The sequence below is a fragment of the Neptuniibacter marinus genome (assembly GCF_001597725.1).
Taxonomy (GTDB): Bacteria; Pseudomonadota; Gammaproteobacteria; order Pseudomonadales; family Balneatricaceae; genus Neptuniibacter; species Neptuniibacter marinus.
In genome coordinates this window covers 41,930-60,103 of the sequence record NZ_LUTR01000020.1, presented here as the reverse complement: position 1 = coordinate 60,103, position 18,174 = coordinate 41,930, and the positions used below count along the sequence as shown (strand labels likewise).

Annotated in this window: 15 protein-coding genes and 2 tRNA genes; 16 read left to right on the top strand and 1 reads right to left on the bottom strand. The window is 44.4% G+C overall.

The genetic code is table 11. The features are described from left to right. Nucleotides 1-189 precede the first annotated feature (189 nt). The 4 genes from A3774_RS12825 to greA all read left to right on the top strand — a co-directional run bounded on the left by A3774_RS12825 (nucleotide 190) and on the right by greA (nucleotide 6,102). A complete protein-coding gene (locus A3774_RS12825) occupies nucleotides 190-981 on the top strand; it encodes a substrate-binding periplasmic protein (protein ID WP_231867984.1) in 792 nt (263 codons plus the stop codon). A 198-nt stretch (nucleotides 982-1,179) separates the two neighbouring features. Then, nucleotides 1,180-2,313 (top strand): glutamine-hydrolyzing carbamoyl-phosphate synthase small subunit, encoded by a 1,134-nt coding sequence (carA, locus tag A3774_RS12820; RefSeq protein WP_067868183.1) that lies wholly within the window; start codon nucleotides 1,180-1,182, stop codon nucleotides 2,311-2,313. A 101-nt stretch (nucleotides 2,314-2,414) separates the two neighbouring features. Continuing rightward, nucleotides 2,415-5,624: a carbamoyl-phosphate synthase large subunit gene (gene carB, locus A3774_RS12815; RefSeq protein ID WP_067868180.1), complete on the top strand. Its 3,210-nt coding sequence runs from the start codon at nucleotides 2,415-2,417 to the stop codon at nucleotides 5,622-5,624. Nucleotide 5,625: 1 nt separating this feature from the next. Continuing rightward, entirely contained in the window at nucleotides 5,626-6,102 is a 477-nt protein-coding gene (gene greA / locus A3774_RS12810; RefSeq protein ID WP_067868178.1) for a transcription elongation factor GreA, read from the top strand. A 56-nt stretch (nucleotides 6,103-6,158) separates the two neighbouring features. Here greA and A3774_RS12805 read toward each other — a convergent pair whose 3' ends face one another. Beyond that, entirely contained in the window at nucleotides 6,159-6,461 is a 303-nt protein-coding gene (locus A3774_RS12805) for a YhbY family RNA-binding protein (protein WP_067868174.1), read from the bottom strand. 125 nt (nucleotides 6,462-6,586) lie between these two features. On the opposite strand from A3774_RS12805, the gene rlmE reads away from it, so the two are divergent. The 12 genes from rlmE (at nucleotide 6,587) to rbfA (ending at nucleotide 18,174) form a co-directional block, all read left to right on the top strand. Further along, nucleotides 6,587-7,207: a 23S rRNA (uridine(2552)-2'-O)-methyltransferase RlmE gene (gene rlmE / locus A3774_RS12800; protein ID WP_067868171.1), complete on the top strand. Its 621-nt coding sequence runs from the start codon at nucleotides 6,587-6,589 to the stop codon at nucleotides 7,205-7,207. Nucleotides 7,208-7,310: 103 nt separating this feature from the next. Further along, entirely contained in the window at nucleotides 7,311-9,266 is a 1,956-nt protein-coding gene (gene ftsH, locus A3774_RS12795; protein ID WP_067868196.1) for an ATP-dependent zinc metalloprotease FtsH, read from the top strand. An 89-nt stretch (nucleotides 9,267-9,355) separates the two neighbouring features. Further along, nucleotides 9,356-10,213, top strand: coding sequence for a dihydropteroate synthase (folP, locus tag A3774_RS12790; protein WP_067868194.1), 858 nt, complete (start codon nucleotides 9,356-9,358; stop codon nucleotides 10,211-10,213). Between the two features lie 10 nt (nucleotides 10,214-10,223). Beyond that, the gene (glmM, locus tag A3774_RS12785; RefSeq protein ID WP_067868168.1) at nucleotides 10,224-11,570 is read left to right on the top strand and encodes a phosphoglucosamine mutase; all 1,347 of its coding nucleotides are present in this window, start codon (nucleotides 10,224-10,226) and stop codon (nucleotides 11,568-11,570) included. Nucleotides 11,571-11,615: 45 nt separating this feature from the next. Then, a complete protein-coding gene (gene tpiA, locus A3774_RS12780; RefSeq protein ID WP_067868165.1) occupies nucleotides 11,616-12,365 on the top strand; it encodes a triose-phosphate isomerase in 750 nt (249 codons plus the stop codon). A gap of 15 nt (nucleotides 12,366-12,380) precedes the next feature. Then, the gene (gene secG, locus A3774_RS12775; RefSeq protein WP_067868163.1) at nucleotides 12,381-12,761 is read left to right on the top strand and encodes a preprotein translocase subunit SecG; all 381 of its coding nucleotides are present in this window, start codon (nucleotides 12,381-12,383) and stop codon (nucleotides 12,759-12,761) included. Between the two features lie 19 nt (nucleotides 12,762-12,780). Continuing rightward, nucleotides 12,781-12,867 (top strand) — tRNA-Leu (locus A3774_RS12770). Between the two features lie 50 nt (nucleotides 12,868-12,917). Further along, nucleotides 12,918-12,994, top strand: a tRNA-Met gene (locus A3774_RS12765). Nucleotides 12,995-13,183: 189 nt separating this feature from the next. Further along, the gene (rimP, locus tag A3774_RS12760; RefSeq protein ID WP_067868160.1) at nucleotides 13,184-13,639 is read left to right on the top strand and encodes a ribosome maturation factor RimP; all 456 of its coding nucleotides are present in this window, start codon (nucleotides 13,184-13,186) and stop codon (nucleotides 13,637-13,639) included. A gap of 33 nt (nucleotides 13,640-13,672) precedes the next feature. Beyond that, nucleotides 13,673-15,163: a transcription termination factor NusA gene (gene nusA, locus A3774_RS12755; RefSeq protein WP_067868157.1), complete on the top strand. Its 1,491-nt coding sequence runs from the start codon at nucleotides 13,673-13,675 to the stop codon at nucleotides 15,161-15,163. 27 nt (nucleotides 15,164-15,190) lie between these two features. After that, on the top strand, nucleotides 15,191-17,755 hold the full coding sequence (gene infB / locus A3774_RS12750; RefSeq protein WP_067868154.1) for a translation initiation factor IF-2: 2,565 nt from the start codon (nucleotides 15,191-15,193) through the stop codon (nucleotides 17,753-17,755). 17 nt (nucleotides 17,756-17,772) lie between these two features. After that, nucleotides 17,773-18,174: a 30S ribosome-binding factor RbfA gene (gene rbfA, locus A3774_RS12745; RefSeq protein ID WP_067868151.1), complete on the top strand. Its 402-nt coding sequence runs from the start codon at nucleotides 17,773-17,775 to the stop codon at nucleotides 18,172-18,174.

The following is an 18,174-nucleotide window of genomic DNA, read 5'->3' as shown; positions in this document are numbered from 1 at the left end:
CCTCATGTGAGAGTAGGTCATCGCCAAGCATTTATTTAGAGAAACCCCGGTTACTACGTAGCCGGGGTTTTTTGCGTCTGGGGCTTTGGTGTTAGGGCTTAGGAAGTACTGCTACCTTTTAGTAGTTGTGAGTGTTTGCTGTTGCTGCTTATACTCAATTATAAATTGCTTAGTTTTGAGGTTATCAGTTTGAGTCGCTGTTTTGTGCTTTTATCTCTTTGTCTTTTATTGTTGCCTTTGTCTGCTCTAAGGGCGAATGAATGCACTGTTTTAACCGCAGCAGGTAATGTGGAGTATTCTCCTTATTTATGGCGCCAACACGAACCTAGCGAAGAAGTTGTTGGCGCTAATCGTCTGGTGATGGATGAAATAGCTAGACGCTTAGATATTACTATTCAGGTATTAGATGTTGGGTCTTGGGCGCGTGCGCAGGAGATGCTGAAGCGCGGGAGGGTAGATCTGATGGCGGGTGTTTTCTATACAGAGTCTCGGGCTATATATATGAATTATATTTCTCCTGCTTTCTTTAAGACAGCCAGTGTGGTTTGGCGGAAATCGAATACACAAGGCTCCTATGATTCTCGTGATGATTTGATTGGTTTGCATGGTGTGACTGTCATCAACAATAGTTTTGGCCAGGATTTTGATGAATATGCTAAAGAGAAGCTTGACCTAACTTATGTCCCCTCTTTAGCGCAGGCATTTTTAATGCTTGATCGAGGTCGCGCTGATTATGTTCTTTATGAGAAGAACCCCGGTCTAGCTTATGCCGAGTTGCTCGGTTATAAGGGGCGCTTTGATATTCTGGATCCGTCACTTAGTACCGAGGGTCTTTATTTAGCCGTATCCAAAAAATCAAAATGTAATACGCTTGCCCTGAGAAATCGCTTGGCTGTGGTGATAGCCGATATGCAAGCTGAGGGTTTTATGGATCAGGCGTTATCTGAAGGTTTTGAAAGTTGGCGTATCTTTTTGGATTAATTTTGTTTAATTATAGTCTTTTCGCAATTGCGGAATAGACAGAAAGCGCCTTTATAGCATAAAATACAGCCGGTTTGCCTATAGCAAACCTTTTGTACAAGTTTCTTAACAAGGAAGCGAGGCTGAATTTCGGTTTGCCTCGCTTTTTTGCACGTATCGTTTCTGATTTTGTTGTGCACATTTTGCGAGGAGGTTCAATTGGCGAGACCAGCCATTCTTGCTCTTGAAGACGGAAGTATATTCAAGGGCGTAGCCATTGGCGCAGACGGGCAGTCTAGCGGCGAGGTTGTATTTAATACCTCTATGACGGGTTATCAGGAAATTCTGACAGACCCTTCTTATTGTCGTCAGATAGTAACCCTTACTTATCCTCACATAGGTAACACTGGTACCAATACTGAGGATGAAGAGTCGTCTCGTACTTGGGCTGCGGGTTTAGTTATCCGTGATCTCCCTTTGGTTGCGAGTAACTTTCGTAACGAAAAAAACCTAGATGATTATCTGAAAGATAACAATATTGTAGGTATTGCAGACATTGATACGCGTCGCTTAACTCGAATACTTCGTGAGAAAGGTTCGTTAAGTGGTTGTATTATGGCAGGTGATATTGATGAAGCTAAGGCGCTTTCTGATGCTAAATCTTTTCCTGGCTTAAAGGGGATGGATCTTGCTCAGGCTGTTACGACTGAAAAAGCTTATGAGTGGAGCTCGTCAACTTGGAAGCTAGGTTCTGGTCATGCTGATCTTGATCCAAAGTCTCAGCCTTTTCATGTTGTTGCTTATGATTACGGGGTCAAACGTAATATTTTGCGTATGTTGGTCGAGCGTGGTTGTCGTTTAACCGTAGTGCCAGCAAAAACTCCAGCTGCTGATGTCTTAGCGATGAAACCTGATGGTGTTTTTTTGTCAAATGGTCCGGGCGATCCAGAGCCATGTGACTACGCTATTGCTGCAATTTCCGAGATCTGCAAAACAGATCTACCTGTTTTTGGGATCTGCTTAGGTCATCAGCTGTTAGCATTGGCATCTGGCGCTAAAACGGTGAAAATGAAATTTGGTCATCATGGCGCTAACCATCCAGTCCAAGATTTGGATGGTAAGCAGGTAATGATCACTTCTCAGAATCATGGTTTTGCGGTTGATGAGGATGCTCTACCTGCGACGTTACGTGCAACGCATAAGTCACTGTTTGATGGCTCATTGCAAGGTATTGAACGTACTGACCGTGCAGCTTTTAGTTTTCAGGGGCACCCTGAGGCGAGCCCAGGTCCGCATGATGTAGCACCTCTGTTTGATCGCTTCATTGCTGATATGAAAGCAGCTAAAGCGTAAGTCATCTATAACCTAAAAATTAGGTTGTTTGAAACGATACAGGGAGGGTGTGAATTGTCCACCTTCCTCAGCTTCTAACTGATACGACTGGTTTAATACCGATGCCAAAACGTACTGATATAAAAAGTATTTTGATTCTTGGTGCAGGTCCGATTGTAATTGGGCAAGCATGTGAATTTGATTATTCTGGCGCGCAAGCGTGTAAAGCGCTACGTGAAGAGGGTTATCGAGTTATTCTTGTTAACTCTAATCCCGCTACTATTATGACTGACCCTGCGATGGCTGATTCTACTTATATCGAGCCTATCAATTGGAAAACAGTTGAAAAAATCATAGCGAAAGAACGCCCTGAAGCACTGTTGCCTACAATGGGTGGGCAGACGGCTCTGAACTGTGCGCTTGATCTTGAGCGTGAAGGGGTATTGGAAAAATATGGCGTTGAGATGATCGGCGCTAATGCAGATACTATCGATAAAGCTGAAGACCGCAACCGCTTTGATAAAGCGATGAAAGCTATAGGTCTTGAGTGTCCTCGTGCAGCTATTGCTCATAGCATGGAAGAAGCGCTTCAGGTTCAGGCCCAGCTTGGTTTTCCATGTATTATTCGACCTTCTTTTACGATGGGGGGTACCGGTGGCGGTATCGCTTATAATAAAGAAGAGTTTATTGAAATCTGTGAGCGAGGCTTAGATCTATCTCCAACAACAGAGCTATTGATCGATGAGTCTCTGATTGGTTGGAAAGAATATGAGATGGAAGTTGTTCGTGATAAAAACGACAACTGCATTATTGTTTGTGCAATTGAAAACTTCGATGCAATGGGTGTACATACAGGTGACTCTATCACCGTTGCGCCAGCACAAACATTGACGGATAAAGAATACCAAATCATGCGTAACGCTTCTTTGGCGGTATTGCGTGAAATTGGTGTTGAGACGGGTGGTTCTAACGTTCAGTTCGGGGTAAACCCAGTTGATGGCCGTATGGTCGTTATAGAGATGAATCCGCGTGTTTCTCGTTCATCAGCTTTAGCGTCTAAAGCAACCGGCTTCCCAATTGCAAAAGTGGCCGCGAAGCTGGCTATTGGTTACACATTGGATGAACTACAGAATGATATTACCGGTGGTCGTACACCTGCATCTTTCGAACCTTCGATTGATTATGTTGTTACTAAGATACCGCGTTTTACCTTTGAAAAATTCCCACAAGCTAATGATCGCCTAACGACTCAAATGAAGTCGGTAGGTGAAGTTATGGCGATTGGCCGTACACTGCAGGAATCACTGCAGAAAGCGTTGCGTGGCTTAGAGGTTGGTGCGACTGGTTTCGACTCTATTATTGATATTGAAGGCGATGATGCTCGCGCTGCAATTGTGCGTGAGATGAAAGAGCCCGGCGCTGAGCGTATTTGGTATCTAGGCGATGCTTTCCGCTCAGGGATGACCGTCGAAGAATTGTATGAAATTAGCGGTATTGATCCGTGGTTCCTAGTTCAAGTCGAAGATATTATCAAAGATGAGCTACGTGTATCTGAAATCGCGATGACTGATCTAGATAAAGATGCGGTCTTTAAACTGAAGCGTAAAGGTTTCTCTGATGAGCGTTTGGCTAAGCTGCTTGGCGTATCAGAAAAGCAGTTCCGTAAACATCGTCATAATCTAGATGTGCGTCCTGTTTATAAACGTGTAGATACTTGTGCTGCTGAGTTTGCATCCGATACTGCCTATATGTATTCCTCATATGAGGAAGAGTGCGAAGCTAACCCGACAGATCGTGAGAAAATCATGGTTATCGGTGGCGGCCCTAACCGTATAGGTCAAGGTATCGAGTTCGATTACTGCTGTGTTCACGCTGCGCTTGCTGCTCGTGATGATGGCTTTGAAACAATTATGGTTAATTGTAACCCTGAGACTGTTTCAACGGATTATGATACATCTGATCGCCTGTTCTTTGAGCCAATCACACTTGAGGATGTTTTGGAAATTGTGCACGTTGAGAAACCTAAAGGTGTAATTGTTCAGTATGGCGGTCAAACACCATTGAAACTCGCTGTTGCTCTTGAGCAGGCTGGTGTGCCAGTTATTGGTACGTCACCAGAAGCGATTGACCGTGCAGAAGACCGTGAACAGTTCCAACAGATGCTTAAGCGTTTGGGGCTTAAACAGCCTGAAAACGCGACAGTTCGCTCTTTAGAAGAAGCCATTATCGAAGCGGGTAAACTAGGTTATCCTCTGGTTGTTCGTCCATCTTATGTTTTAGGTGGTCGTGCAATGGAAATAGTATACAAAGAGGAAGAGCTGCGCCGTTATATGACAACTGCGGTTCAGGTTTCTAATGACGCGCCTGTACTATTGGATCATTTCCTTAATGCGGCTATCGAAATTGATATTGATGCTGTATGTGATGGTGAAACTGTCGTTATTGGCGCTATCATGCAGCATATAGAGCAAGCGGGTGTTCACTCAGGGGATTCTGCATGTTCTTTCCCTCCATACAGTCTTCCGGCTGATGTGCAGGATGAGATGCGTGAGATGATGCGCAAGATGGCATTAGAACTGGGTGTTGTTGGCTTGATGAATGCGCAGTTAGCTTACCAAGATGGCGAAATTTATGTGATTGAGGTTAACCCTCGTGCATCGCGGACTGTGCCATTTGTGTCTAAATGTATTGGTGTATCGTTAGCTAAAATTGGCGCACAAGTGATGACCGGTAAATCGCTGAAAGAGCTTGGTTTTACTGAAGAGATCGTGCCTAAACTATTTAATGTCAAGGAAGCTGTTTTTCCCTTCAATAAATTCCAGGGCGTTGACCCCATTTTGTCTCCAGAGATGAAGTCTACGGGTGAAGTGATGGGTGTAGGTGGTACCTTTGGTGAGGCTTTCATGAAGGCTCAGATTGGTGCCGGTGAAACTATGCCGCAAGCGGGTCAGGCATTTATCTCTGTACGTGAAGTCGATAAAGAAGCATCTATGCAGGTTGCCAAAGACCTTGTTGAGCTTGGCTTTTCGCTTGTAGCTACACGAGGTACTGCCGCATTAATAGAAAAACATGGTTTAGAGGCGAAAATTGTCAATAAAGTCATGGAAGGTCGTCCAAATATAGTGGATATGATCAAAAATGACGAAATTGCTTATATTATAAATACGACAGAAGGTCGTAAGGCAATTGAAGACTCTGCTGATATTCGTCGTAGTGCACTTCAGCATAAAGTTCCTTATACAACGACCTTGGCGGGTGCTGAAGCGATTACCATGGCATTGCAATATGGCGAAGAGAAAGAAGTTCGTCGTGTCCAAGACATAGGAGCCTAATATGATTAGAGTACCGATGACGGCCGCTGGCGAGAAAGCGCTTCGTGCTGAGCTTGAGCAGCTAAAAACAGTTGATCGCCCACGTGTTATTGCTGATATTGCAGAAGCGCGGGAGCACGGAGATCTAAAAGAAAATGCTGAATATCACGCTGCGCGTGAACAACAGGGTTTTATTGAGGGGCGGATTCAGGAATTAGAATCTAAATTATCAAACTGCCAAGTCATCGATATTGCCACAATACCGCCGAGCGGAAAGGTTATTTTTGGTACAACAGTGACGATCATTAATCTCGATACTGAAGAGTCTAAAACTTATCAGATTGTTGGGGATGATGAAGCTGATATCAAGGCGGGTAAAATATCTGTAAATTCCCCGATAGCACGAGGTTTAGTTGGTAAGGAAGAGGGTGATGTCGTTAATATTCAGACGCCAGGTGGTGCGAATGAATTTGAAATTGACGAAGTTGCTCACATCTAAAGCAATAAATAAAAAGGGGTGCCAGTTGGCGCCCCTTTTTTGTATATAGATAATTCTTAACGAAGAAGATTAGATAGTTTAGGATTAGGTTCTAACGCTTTTCTGTAGATGAGCGCTATATGTCCAATTTCTTGTATTAGTTCTGCTTCAACGATTGAGCAAAGTTCGCGTATAATGAGTTTCTTTGTATCTCGATCACCAACAGCAAACTTTACTTTAATTAATTCGTGATCTTCTAGAGCGCGATCGACCTCAAGTTGAACTGCTTCAGTTAATCCTTTACCTGCTACAGTAACAACAGGGTTTAGTTTGTGACCAAGAGTGCGATAATGCTTCTTTTGCTCAGGATTCAAGCTCATATTAAAATACGCTGCCTTAAAGTGTTTTGATGAGCTTAGAGCTCAGAAAAGATAATATAACAATTTTACAACAGTTGTTCGCAGCTTAGTAGCGTACAACGCTTAAATCAGAGAGCAAGTGGTTAGTGGCGAAATCAGCAAGCAGTGAACGTTGGCTAAAAGAGCATTTTGATGATCACTATGTGAAACAAGCGAAAGAGCATGGTTATCGCTCCCGTGCGAGTTTCAAGCTTATTGAGCTTGATACAAAAGACAAATTATTCAAACCCGGTATGACTGTCGTGGATTTAGGTGCAGCCCCAGGTGGTTGGTCTCAAGTGGCGGCAGAGCGTGTTGGTGATCGGGGGCGAGTGGTTGCATCTGATATATTGCCTATGGATGGAATGTCGGGGGTTGAGTTTGTTCAGGGTGATTTTACAGAGGAAGCTGTTTTGCGACAGATACTCTCTGCCCTAGGAGATGAACCTGCAGACCTTGTAATTTCAGATATGGCCCCCAATATGAGTGGTATGTCAGCAGTTGATCAGCCTGCGGCTATGTATTTGGTGGAGTTAGCCTTAGATATGGCGCGAGAGGTACTTAAGCCCGGCGGAAATTTTGTCGCTAAAGTATTTCAAGGCGAAGGTTTTGATCAGTATTTGCAAGATATGCGTACAAGTTTTAATAAAGTGGTCACCCGTAAACCTGATTCTTCTCGTGCTCGGTCACGAGAAGTGTATTTGTTAGGTAAAGGTTTTAAAGGGTAGGCTGTGTTTTAGTGGTCAAGTGTGGCCGCATAGTATAGTGTTTAGCGTCTCCAAGTAGAGCGCCAAGCTTAATCAGCAAATTGAGGGTATTCCATTGAATGATATGGCGAAAAATCTGGTTTTGTGGCTAGTGATCGCAGCGGTATTGCTGACAGTATTTAATAACTTTAATGAAAGTGCAGAATCTAAACGCCTTAGCTATTCTGAATTTGTTTCAGAAGTAAAAGATGGCAGTGTAGATAAAGTCATTATTGACGGTTATACAATCCAAGGCCACCGTCGTAATGGTGAGACTTTTGAAACAACGCGTCCTGCGTTGCAGGATCCTAAACTTGTTGATGACCTGTTTGCGAATAATGTAATTATTGAAGGTAAGCAGCCTGAACAGCAGAGTATTTGGACTCAACTGCTAGTTGCCTCTTTTCCTATATTAGTCATTATCGCTGTATTTATGTTCTTCATGCGCCAGATGCAAGGTGGAGGAGGCAAAGGCGGCCCAATGTCCTTTGGTAAATCCAAAGCACGCATGATGGGGGAAGATCAGATTCAGACTACATTTGATGATGTGGCGGGTGTTGAAGAAGCGAAAGAAGATGTCCGAGAATTGGTGGATTTTCTTCGTGATCCTGGTAAATTTCAGCGCCTTGGTGGGCATATCCCTCGCGGCGTATTGATGTCGGGTAGTCCTGGTACAGGTAAGACGTTATTGGCGAAAGCAATTGCCGGTGAAGCGAAAGTACCTTTCTTTACCATCTCAGGTTCTGATTTTGTTGAGATGTTTGTAGGTGTAGGTGCATCCCGTGTTCGTGATATGTTTGAACAAGCTAAAAAGAACGCGCCTTGTATTATCTTTATCGATGAGATCGATGCGGTAGGCCGTCATCGTGGTGTCGGCATGGGTGGTGGTAATGATGAGCGAGAGCAAACATTAAACCAGTTGTTGGTTGAAATGGATGGCTTTGAAGGTAATGAGGGCATTATTGTTATCGCGGCAACTAACCGACCTGATGTGTTGGATCCAGCATTACTACGTCCAGGGCGTTTTGATAGACAGGTACATGTTGGCCTTCCAGATATACGTGGTAGAGAGAAAATTCTTAAAGTGCATATGAGAAAAGTGCCTTTAGGAGATGATGTAAAGCCGGAGTTGATTGCGCGTGGTACGCCTGGTTTCTCTGGTGCTGATTTGGCTAATTTGGTCAACGAAGCTGCTCTTTTTGCCGCACGAAGTGGTAAACGTACCGTTAGAATGGAACAGTTTGAAAAAGCAAAAGACAAAATCATGATGGGCGCTGAGCGTAAGTCGATGGTGATGTCCGAGAAGGAACGCTTGAATACAGCGTATCATGAAGCAGGGCACGCGATTGTTGGTCGTTTAATGCCTGAGCATGACCCTGTATATAAAGTTTCCATTATTCCTCGTGGTCGCGCGTTAGGTGTGACCATGTTTCTCCCTTTGGAAGATCGCTATAGTCATAGCCGCCAGTCGATTCTGTCCAACATCTGTTCGTTATACGGTGGTCGAATCGCTGAAGAGATGACTTTAGGTAAAGATGGTGTGACTACAGGCGCATCTAACGATATACAGAGAGCGACCTCTTTTGCTCGGAGTATGGTTGCGAAGTGGGGTTTAACTGATGAGATGGGGCCTCTGCTATATGATGAGGAGGAATCTGATCCGTTTAACCGTGGCTATGGTCAAGGCGCTAAACCGCTTGCTGAGGAAACTCAACGTAAAATCGATATGGAAACCCGTAAAATTATCGATGAATGCTACAAGCGTGCTGAAACTATCCTCGTAGATAATCGAGATATTCTTGAGTCTATGTGTGCTGCACTTATGAAGTATGAGACTATTGATAGCAGTCAGATCGATGAGTTGATGGAACGTAAGCCTGTTTCTTCGCCTGAAGGTTGGGGTGATGATAGTGAAGATGATACGCCTTCTGCATCGGTCGATGAATCGACTAACACGTCCAACGATGAAGTGGATATGAATGAAGGTGATGAGGGCGTTGATCCAGATGTGCCTGATTCTTCAGATAAAAATATCCACTAATTATCAGGTGGATTGAAAGATAAAAGGCTAGCTTTGTAACGAAGCTGGCCTTTTTTAATATGTTAAACAATCAGAATAAGGCAGATACTATGCGTGAATTTCAGTTTGGCACGCGTACCTTAGATTTATCATACACGCATGTGATGGGTATTCTTAATGTCACACCTGATTCGTTTTCCGATGGTGGTATGTTACATAACGGCGGCTCAGCTCAGTTAGATAAAATTCTAATTCAAGCTGAGAAAATGATTGGTGATGGTGCCACTATTTTAGATATTGGTGGTGAATCAACAAGGCCTGGTGCTGTACCTGTATCGCTTCAGGAGGAAAAGGAGCGTGTATTACCGGTCATCGAGAAGATAGCTCAGGAGTTTGATGTGGTTATCTCCATTGATACTAGCGCTCCTGAGCTCATTACAGAGGCGGCCAAATTAGGTGTAGGGCTGCTTAACGATGTTCGTGCTTTAGGTCGAGAGGGTGCGTTAGAGGCGGCCTCTATTACAGGGCTGCCTGTTTGCTTAATGCATATGTTGGGAAGTCCTGCAACTATGCAGGATCGTCCAGAGTATGATGATGTTTTGGATGATGTCAGCGATTTCTTTGCCAAGCGTGTTTTGGCCTGTGAAGCTTCAGGTATAGCTAAAGAACGTCTTATTCTTGATCCAGGTTTTGGTTTTGGTAAAACCGTGGAGCATAATCTAAGGCTGATGAATAATATATCTCAATTGCATGCATTTGGGTTGCCTTTGTTGATCGGTACTTCGCGCAAATCAATGCTGGGTGCAGTGTTAAATCGAGAAGTAGATCAACGTTTGGCCGGTGGTTTGGCGACTGTAGTTATGTCGGTGATGCAAGGTGCCGCCATTGTTCGAGTGCATGATGTTAAAGAAACTGCGGATGCAGTAAAAATGACCCGCGCCGTTATGGCTGAAGCGGTTATTAAATAGAGGGAAGAAGATGACAAAGCGCTATTTTGGGACTGACGGTATTCGCGGTAGGGTTGGGCAGTTTCCAGTGACGCCAGACTTTGTTCTGAAGTTGGGTTGGGCGGCAGGTAAGGTCTTTGCTCGAGAGGGTTATAGTAAAATTTTGATCGGTAAAGATACGCGTATTTCCGGTTATATGTTTGAATCTGCTTTAGAGGCAGGTTTGTCTGCGGCGGGTGTGGATGTGCTGCTAACAGGCCCAATGCCGACACCGGCCGTCGCTTACTTAGCTAGAACCTTTCGTGCGGATGCGGGGATTGTGATTAGTGCGTCTCATAATCCTTTTTATGATAACGGCATTAAATTCTTCTCCTCTGAAGGGACAAAGCTACCCGATGATGTTGAGCAAGCGATAGAAGCGCAAATGGATATAGCGATGACGACAGTGGATTCGTCTGAGTTGGGTAAAGCGAAAAGGATTGTTGATGCCGCTGGACGCTATATTGAATTTTGTAAAGCTACAGCGGGAGGTATCTCGCTAAAAGGATTGAAAATCATTTTAGACTGTGCAAATGGCGCAACTTATCATGTGGCCCCTTCAGTATTTACTGAATTAGGTGCAAAGGTTATTGAGATCGCATCCTCTCCCGATGGCTTGAATATAAATGAAAACTGCGGTGCTACAGAAACGGAACGTTTGCGTACCGTTGTATTAGCTGAAAAAGCAGATTTAGGCATAGCATTGGATGGCGATGGTGATCGCGTCATCATGGTGGATCAGAATGGGCAGGAGGTTGATGGCGATGAACTGTTATTTATTATCGCTGCCCAGATGCGTCGCGAAGGTGTATTCACTGGTGGCGTTGTCGGGACATTGATGAGTAATTTTGGGCTCGAGCAGGCGTTCGCGCGTGAGAATATTCCATTTATCAGAGCAAGTGTAGGCGATCGTTATGTCATGGAGCAGTTGTACCTGAATGACTGGATTTTAGGTGGGGAAAGCTCTGGACATATTGTGTGCCGTCACCTGACAACGACTGGAGATGGAACGGTTGCTGCGCTACAAGTATTAAAAGCAATTGTTGAAACCGGTAATACTCTGGCTGAGCTGCGTCATGGTATGACTAAAATGCCGCAAGTGATGATTAACGTGCGTGTAGCTCAGAAAGTGAATATTAATGAGATTGACAGTATTCAACAGGCTGTTGTCAATACAGAGAAACAGCTCGGCAAACGGGGGCGTGTTTTATTGCGGCCTTCTGGGACGGAGCCTTTGGTTCGAGTTATGGTTGAGGGCGAAGATGCCGATGAAGTGGCTAATCTTTGTCAGCAGCTTGCAACCGATGTTGAAAAAGCCTTGATGGAGCTTGAAACTTAAGTGTAAGCCAGTTAATATTTGCGCCTCTTGAAATAGGGGGTATTAATGCGCAGAGCTTTAGTTGCCGGAAATTGGAAGATGAATGGTCGAACTGACTTCATTAATGAATTAATGAATGAGTTAGTTTCTGGTATTCAAGCTTCAGCCGTTGATGTGCTAGTGTGTCCGCCTGCGATATACCTATCCCAAGTGAAGTCGATGTCAGGTTCGTTCATTGCTGTGGGTGCACAGAATGTAAGCGAAAACCCAGACGGGGCATTCACGGGCGAGATTTCACTGCCGATGTTGAGAGATTTAGGATGTGAGTATGTAATCCTAGGACATTCAGAACGTCGCAGTCTTTATGCAGAAACTGATTTAGTGGTTGCTGATAAGTTTATCGCAACAGTGGCTGCAGGGTTAAAACCTATTCTTTGTGTAGGTGAAACTCTTGAAGAACGAGAGCAAGGTAAGACACTTGATGTTGTTGGACGTCAGTTAAAGGCAGTAATTGATGCTGCTGGAATTGATAAGTTTGCGGATGCTGTTATTGCCTATGAGCCTGTATGGGCAATAGGTACAGGTAAAACCGCGACATCTGAACAAGCGCAAGATGTACATGCTGCAATTCGCGCAATGATCGCAGAGTATGATGCAAAAACTGCATTAGCTACTCGTATACTATACGGTGGTAGTGTCAATGCGAGAAATGCTGCAGAGTTGTTCGCAAACGATGACGTTGATGGAGGGCTAGTAGGTGGAGCCTCTCTTAAAGCAAATGATTTTATTGCCATCTGCCACGCGGCAGATGCATAAATAGACGGTTAAACAATGGAAACAGTAGTTCTGATTATTCATGTGTTGTTAGCAGCGGCTGTAATTGGTCTGATTTTGCTGCAACAGGGCAAAGGCGCTGAAGCAGGTGCCTCTTTCGGTGCAGGTGCTTCCCAGACTGTTTTCGGTAGTACAGGGAGTGGTAACTTTCTGTCCCGCATGACAGGCATTGTCGCTGCCGGTATTTTTGTAACGAGCTTCATCTTAGCTGTTTATGCTAAAGAGAAGGCAGAATCTATTGGTGACGCGGGAATCCCAGCAGCTACTGCTGTTGAGAGTCAAGCCCCTGCGTTACCTGTTGAGCCTCAGCTTCCTGCTTTGGAAGAGGAAGGAAAGGTTGTCGCGCCTGTTGAGTCAGATATTCCAAAAGCTGACTAAAGGGTAGTAAAGGTTTGATGCCCAAGTGGTGGAATTGGTAGACACGCTATCTTGAGGGGGTAGTGGCCGTCAGGCCGTGCCGGTTCAAGTCCGGCCTTGGGCACCATTAATCTTGATTAAGGTCGCTGGTACATATACAATTTGCACCAGTTTTGATGCGGGGTGGAGCAGCTTGGTAGCTCGTCGGGCTCATAACCCGAAGGTCGTTGGTTCAAATCCAGCCCCCGCTACCAACCTTATTTAACGTAAGGCCCCTTTTTAGGGGCTTTTTCGTCAGTGAATTACAGTATATGAATATCTATACTGTAGGTCGGGAATGGGTCATTAGACCCATTTTTTGTTTGTGAAATTTGTAAATGCTTTAGCTAACTTATTGAAATATAAGAAATAGGCGTTTAAGTGCTAGTACAGGTGGGTTATTCGTGTCAGCGAAAATGAAACTGTTGCAAGAGTTAATTGAACCGTCAGTAATTGCATTGGGGGTTGAACTCTGGGGTATTGAGTTTCTCTCACAGGGAAAACACAGCACCTTAAGGGTGTACATTGATTCTGAAAATGGCATTAGCGTAGATGATTGCGCAAAGGTAAGTCATCAGATCAGTGGAATTATGGATGTTGAAGATCCGATAGCAGGGAATTATACCTTAGAGGTATCGTCTCCTGGTGTGGATCGTCCGTTATTTACTTTAGAACAATTTGCGGCCTATGCCGGTTCTCATATCCAATTGCGCTTGCGCATAGCATATGAAGGGCGTCGTAAGTTCAAAGGTATTTTAAATGGTATTGAAGGCGATGACATACTTGTCGTTGTTGATGATGAAGAATATATGCTGCCGATTGAGTATATCGATCGGGCAAACATTATCCCTCAGTTCTAAATATAGAATTGGGGTCTTGGGTGAGGCAGAGGCATGAATAAAGAGATTCTGTTGGTAGCAGAAGCAGTTTCTAACGAAAAAGAAGTTCCGAAAGAAGTTATTTTCGAAGCTATCGAAGTTGCATTGGCAACGGCGACAAAAAAACGTTATGACGAAGAAGCTGATATTCGCGTAGTAATTGATCGCGCAACAGGCGATTACGAAACATTCCGTCGTTGGTTAGTGGTAACCAACGAGGTTGTACCTGCACTAGGTACAGAGTTAACAATGCAGGAAGCTGAAGAGATTGATACAGCGCTGCAGCCAGATGATATCCACGAAGAACAGGTTGAATCGGTTAAGTTTGGTCGTATTGCGGCACAGACAGCTAAACAAGTTATCGTACAGAAAGTACGTGAAGCTGAAAGAGCAAAAGTGGTTGAACTCTATCGTGATCGCCAAGGTGAATTAATCTCGGGCAGTGTCAAAAAAGTTACACGCGATAATATTATAGTGGACTTAGGTAACAACGCTGAAGCGTTGCTGCCTCGTGACCAATTGATTCAGCGTGAAACGTTCCGTATGGGCGATCGTGTTCGTGCTGTTCTGCTTGAAGTTCGTTCTGAAGGTCGCGGACCTCAGCTAATTATGAGCCGTGCTTGTAATGAAATGCTGATCGAGCTGTTCCGTATAGAAGTACCTGAAATTTCGGAAGAGGTTATCGAGATTCGAGCTGCGTCCCGTGATTTAGGTTCCCGCGCGAAAATCGCGGTAAAAACGAATGATGGTCGTATCGACCCCGTTGGTGCTTGTGTAGGTATGCGAGGTTCTCGTGTACAGGCTGTATCAAATGAGTTGAACGGTGAGCGTGTTGATATTGTATTGTGGGATGACAACCCAGCACAGCTTGTTATTAATGCAATGGCACCGGCTGAAGTTGCATCGATCGTTTTAGATGAGGAAACTCACTCGATGGATGTTGCGGTTGCTAGTGAAAATCTTGCAATGGCGATCGGTCGTAATGGACAAAATGTGCGTTTAGCCTCCGAGCTGACAGGCTGGGAACTTAACGTGATGACTGAAGAAGATGCACAGAATAAGCATCAAACTGAAGTTGGTTCAGTTATCGGTCAGTTTGTTGATCATCTTGATGTGGACGAAGACGTTGCAGAAGTATTAGTTGGCGAAGGGTTCACTACACTGGAAGAAGTTGCTTATGTTCCAGTTGATGAGATGCTTGAAATTGATGGATTCGATGAAGATATCGTCAATGAGCTGCGCAAACGAGCTAAAGACGCGCTGCTTAACTTGGCGATAGCCAATGAAGAGCAACTGGATAAAGCAGAACCCGCTGCAGATCTCCTTGAGATGGAGGGGATGGATAAGCATTTGGCTTTCATTCTTGCTGCTCAAGGCATCATTACGATGGAAGATTTGGCGGAACAATCTATTGATGATTTGATAGATATAGAAGACCTGGACGAAGAACGAGCCGCATCGTTAATCATGACTGCTCGTGCTCCATGGTTTGCAGAAGAAGAGTAAGGTTAACGGAAGAGGAGCCCCTTGATAATGGCCGAAGTAACAGTAAAACAACTCGCCGAAATGGTTGGTGTTTCCGTTGATCGTTTGCTCGAGCAAATGAAGGAAGCAGGTATATCTGGTAAGAATGATGGCGCTGAAGTCTCTGAATCAGAGCGCCAAACATTGCTGAATCATCTTAAGCGTAGTCACGGTGAAGATGCAGCAGATGGTGAACCAAAGAAAATTACTTTAAAGCGTAAAACTACATCTCAGCTTAAAGTGTCAGGTTCATCGGGTAAGAAGAAAACCGTTAATGTAGAAGTGCGTAAAAAGCGTACCTATGTTAAACGTTCAGAAGTTGAAGGTGGTGATGAACCAACTGAAACAGTTGACGAAGCGGCATTAGAAGCTCAGAAAGCTGAAGAGTTGCGTTTAGAAGAAGAGCGTAAGCAGCAGGAAGCGAAAGAACAAGCTGCTCGCGAAGCGGCTGAAGCAGAAGCAGCTAAAAAACGTGAAGCTAAGCAAGAACAGAGCCGAGAGCAAGAAGAAGTTGATGTTCAGCGCAAGCAGAAAGAAGCTGAAGAAGCGGCTCGTTTGAAACGTGAAGAGGAAGAAGAAGCTCGTCGCCGTAAGGCTGAAGCGGAATCTGAAGCACGTTTTAAAGCGCAAGAACAAGCTAAGAAAAAAGATCCAGCGTCAAAAGATAATAATCGTCGAGGTAAAGGTAAAAATAACCGCGGTGATAATCGTAATGATAACCGTCGTGGTGGCAAGATTAGCCGTAATCGCGGCAAAAATGGTCGTCCTCTTTCTAATAAGCCAAACGAACATGGCTTTAAAGAGCCAACAACCCAGCAAGTAATTGATGTAACTATTCCTGAAAGTATTACTGTTGCAGAATTAGCGAAGAAAATGAACGTTAAAGCAGCAGAAGTGATCAAGGTTATGTTTGGTATGGGCGCTATGGCGACTATTAACCAAGTGATTGATCAAGAAACAGGCATGCTTGTTGTAGAAGAGATGGGTCATACGCCAATCGCACTTCAAGAGAATGCGGTTGAAGAAGCGTTGATGGAAAGTATTCAAGCAATGCAGGGTGAGCAGGAAAGTCGCGCACCGGTTGTTACTGTTATGGGTCATGTTGACCATGGTAAAACATCATTGTTGGACTATATACGTTCATCACGCGTAGCTTCCGGTGAGTCCGGTGGTATTACGCAGCACATTGGTGCTTATCACGTAGAAACAGATAATGGCATGGTTACTTTCTTGGATACACCTGGGCATGCTGCTTTTACAGCGATGCGTGCGCGCGGTGCTTCTGTAACTGATATCGTTATACTTGTTGTTGCCGCTGATGATGGTGTAATGCCTCAGACTGAAGAAGCGGTACAGCATGCTAAAGCTGCGGGTGTACCTCTCGTTGTTGCGGTCAACAAGATTGATAAAGAGCAAGCTGATCCTGATCGTGTTAAAAATGAACTTGCAGCACTAGATGTTATCCCTGAAGAGTGGGGTGGTGAAAATCAGTTTGTAAGTGTATCGGCTAAAACAGGCCAAGGCATTGATGAATTATTAGATGCAGTATTGCTGCAATCTGAAATTCTTGAGCTAACTGCAGTGCCTAAGGCACCAGCACAAGGTGTAGTTGTTGAATCTCGTCTTGATAAAGGCCGTGGCCCTGTTGCAACTGTACTGATTCAAAACGGAACCTTGGAAAAAGGTGATATCGTTCTTGCCGGTCTACATTATGGTCGTATTCGTGCGATGCTGGATGAAAATGGTAAGCCTATTCAGGGTGCAGGTCCTGCTATCCCGGTTGAGATTCAAGGCCTAGATGGTACGCCTAATGCCGGTGATGAATTCACTGTTGTTAGTAGCGAGAAAAAAGCACGAGAAATTGCTTTGTTCCGTCAAGGTAAATACCGTGATGTGAAATTGGCCCGTCAGCAGAAATCTAAACTAGAAAACTTGTTTGCTAACATGCAAGCCGGTGATGTTAAAACCTTCAATATTGTCCTTAAAACAGACGTACGTGGTTCATTGGAAGCACTAACTCACGCATTGGAAGATCTATCTACCGATGAAGTAAAAGTGAATATTGTTTCTGGCGGTGTTGGTGGTATTGCTGAGACTGATGCTAACCTTGCGGTTACAGCATCTGCATTGATGGTTGGTTTCAACGTCCGTGCTGATCAGCAGGCTCGTCAGGTAATGGAACGTGAAGGCATCGAACTTCGTTACTACAGCGTAATCTACGATATTATCGATGACGTTAAGCAGGCGATGGGTGGTCTTCTTTCTCCTGAATACCGTGAAGAGATCGTTGGTATTGCTGAAGTACGTGATGTATTTAAAGCACCTAAGATTGGTCTTGTGGCTGGTTGTATGGTTACTGAAGGTACAGTTTTCCGTAACAAGCGTATCCGTGTACTGCGTGACAACGTGGTTATCTATGAGGGCGAATTAGAATCTCTACGTCGCTTTAAAGATAACGTAAACGAAGTTCGTCAGGGTATGGAATGTGGTATCGGCGTTAAGAACTATAACGACGTTAAAGTAGGAGACCAGATTGAGGTCTTCGACACAGTCGAAGTTCAACGTACACTTTAAGGTAATAGATAACCTTTATGGCACGCGATTATAGTCGTACATCAAGGATTGCGGACCAGCTCCAACGTGAGCTGGCCCAGCTTATCCAGTTAGAAATTAAAGATCCTCGTCTTGGTATGGTGACAGTAAGCTATGCCAAAGTGAGTAAAGATCTTGGCTACGCTGATGTTTACATCACTGTTTTACCGCTTAATGGTAAAGATGAAGATGAAGCAATAGTTGATTCACTAAAAGTGCTTAATAATGCAGCCGGTTTCCTAAGAGGGGCGCTGGCTAAACAAGTTAAGTTACGAGTGATGCCGCAGTTGCGTTTCCATTTCGATGAAACTATCGAGCGTGGTCGTCACCTGCATCATCTGATTGAGGCCGCAGTGCGCCAAGAAAATCAGAATTCAAATAACGACACCGACGGAGAGTAA

Coding starts and splice junctions, on each gene's coding strand:
- carB (WP_067868180.1), top strand. CDS start 2,415: ATGCCAAAACGTACTGATATAAAAAGTATTTTGATTCTTGGTGCAGGT.
- greA (WP_067868178.1), top strand. CDS start 5,626: ATGATTAGAGTACCGATGACGGCCGCTGGCGAGAAAGCGCTTCGTGCT.
- A3774_RS12805 (WP_067868174.1), bottom strand. CDS start 6,461: ATGAGCTTGAATCCTGAGCAAAAGAAGCATTATCGCACTCTTGGTCAC.
- ftsH (WP_067868196.1), top strand. CDS start 7,311: ATGGCGAAAAATCTGGTTTTGTGGCTAGTGATCGCAGCGGTATTGCTG.
- folP (WP_067868194.1), top strand. CDS start 9,356: ATGCGTGAATTTCAGTTTGGCACGCGTACCTTAGATTTATCATACACG.
- glmM (WP_067868168.1), top strand. CDS start 10,224: ATGACAAAGCGCTATTTTGGGACTGACGGTATTCGCGGTAGGGTTGGG.
- tpiA (WP_067868165.1), top strand. CDS start 11,616: ATGCGCAGAGCTTTAGTTGCCGGAAATTGGAAGATGAATGGTCGAACT.
- secG (WP_067868163.1), top strand. CDS start 12,381: ATGGAAACAGTAGTTCTGATTATTCATGTGTTGTTAGCAGCGGCTGTA.
- nusA (WP_067868157.1), top strand. CDS start 13,673: ATGAATAAAGAGATTCTGTTGGTAGCAGAAGCAGTTTCTAACGAAAAA.
- infB (WP_067868154.1), top strand. CDS start 15,191: ATGGCCGAAGTAACAGTAAAACAACTCGCCGAAATGGTTGGTGTTTCC.
- rbfA (WP_067868151.1), top strand. CDS start 17,773: ATGGCACGCGATTATAGTCGTACATCAAGGATTGCGGACCAGCTCCAA.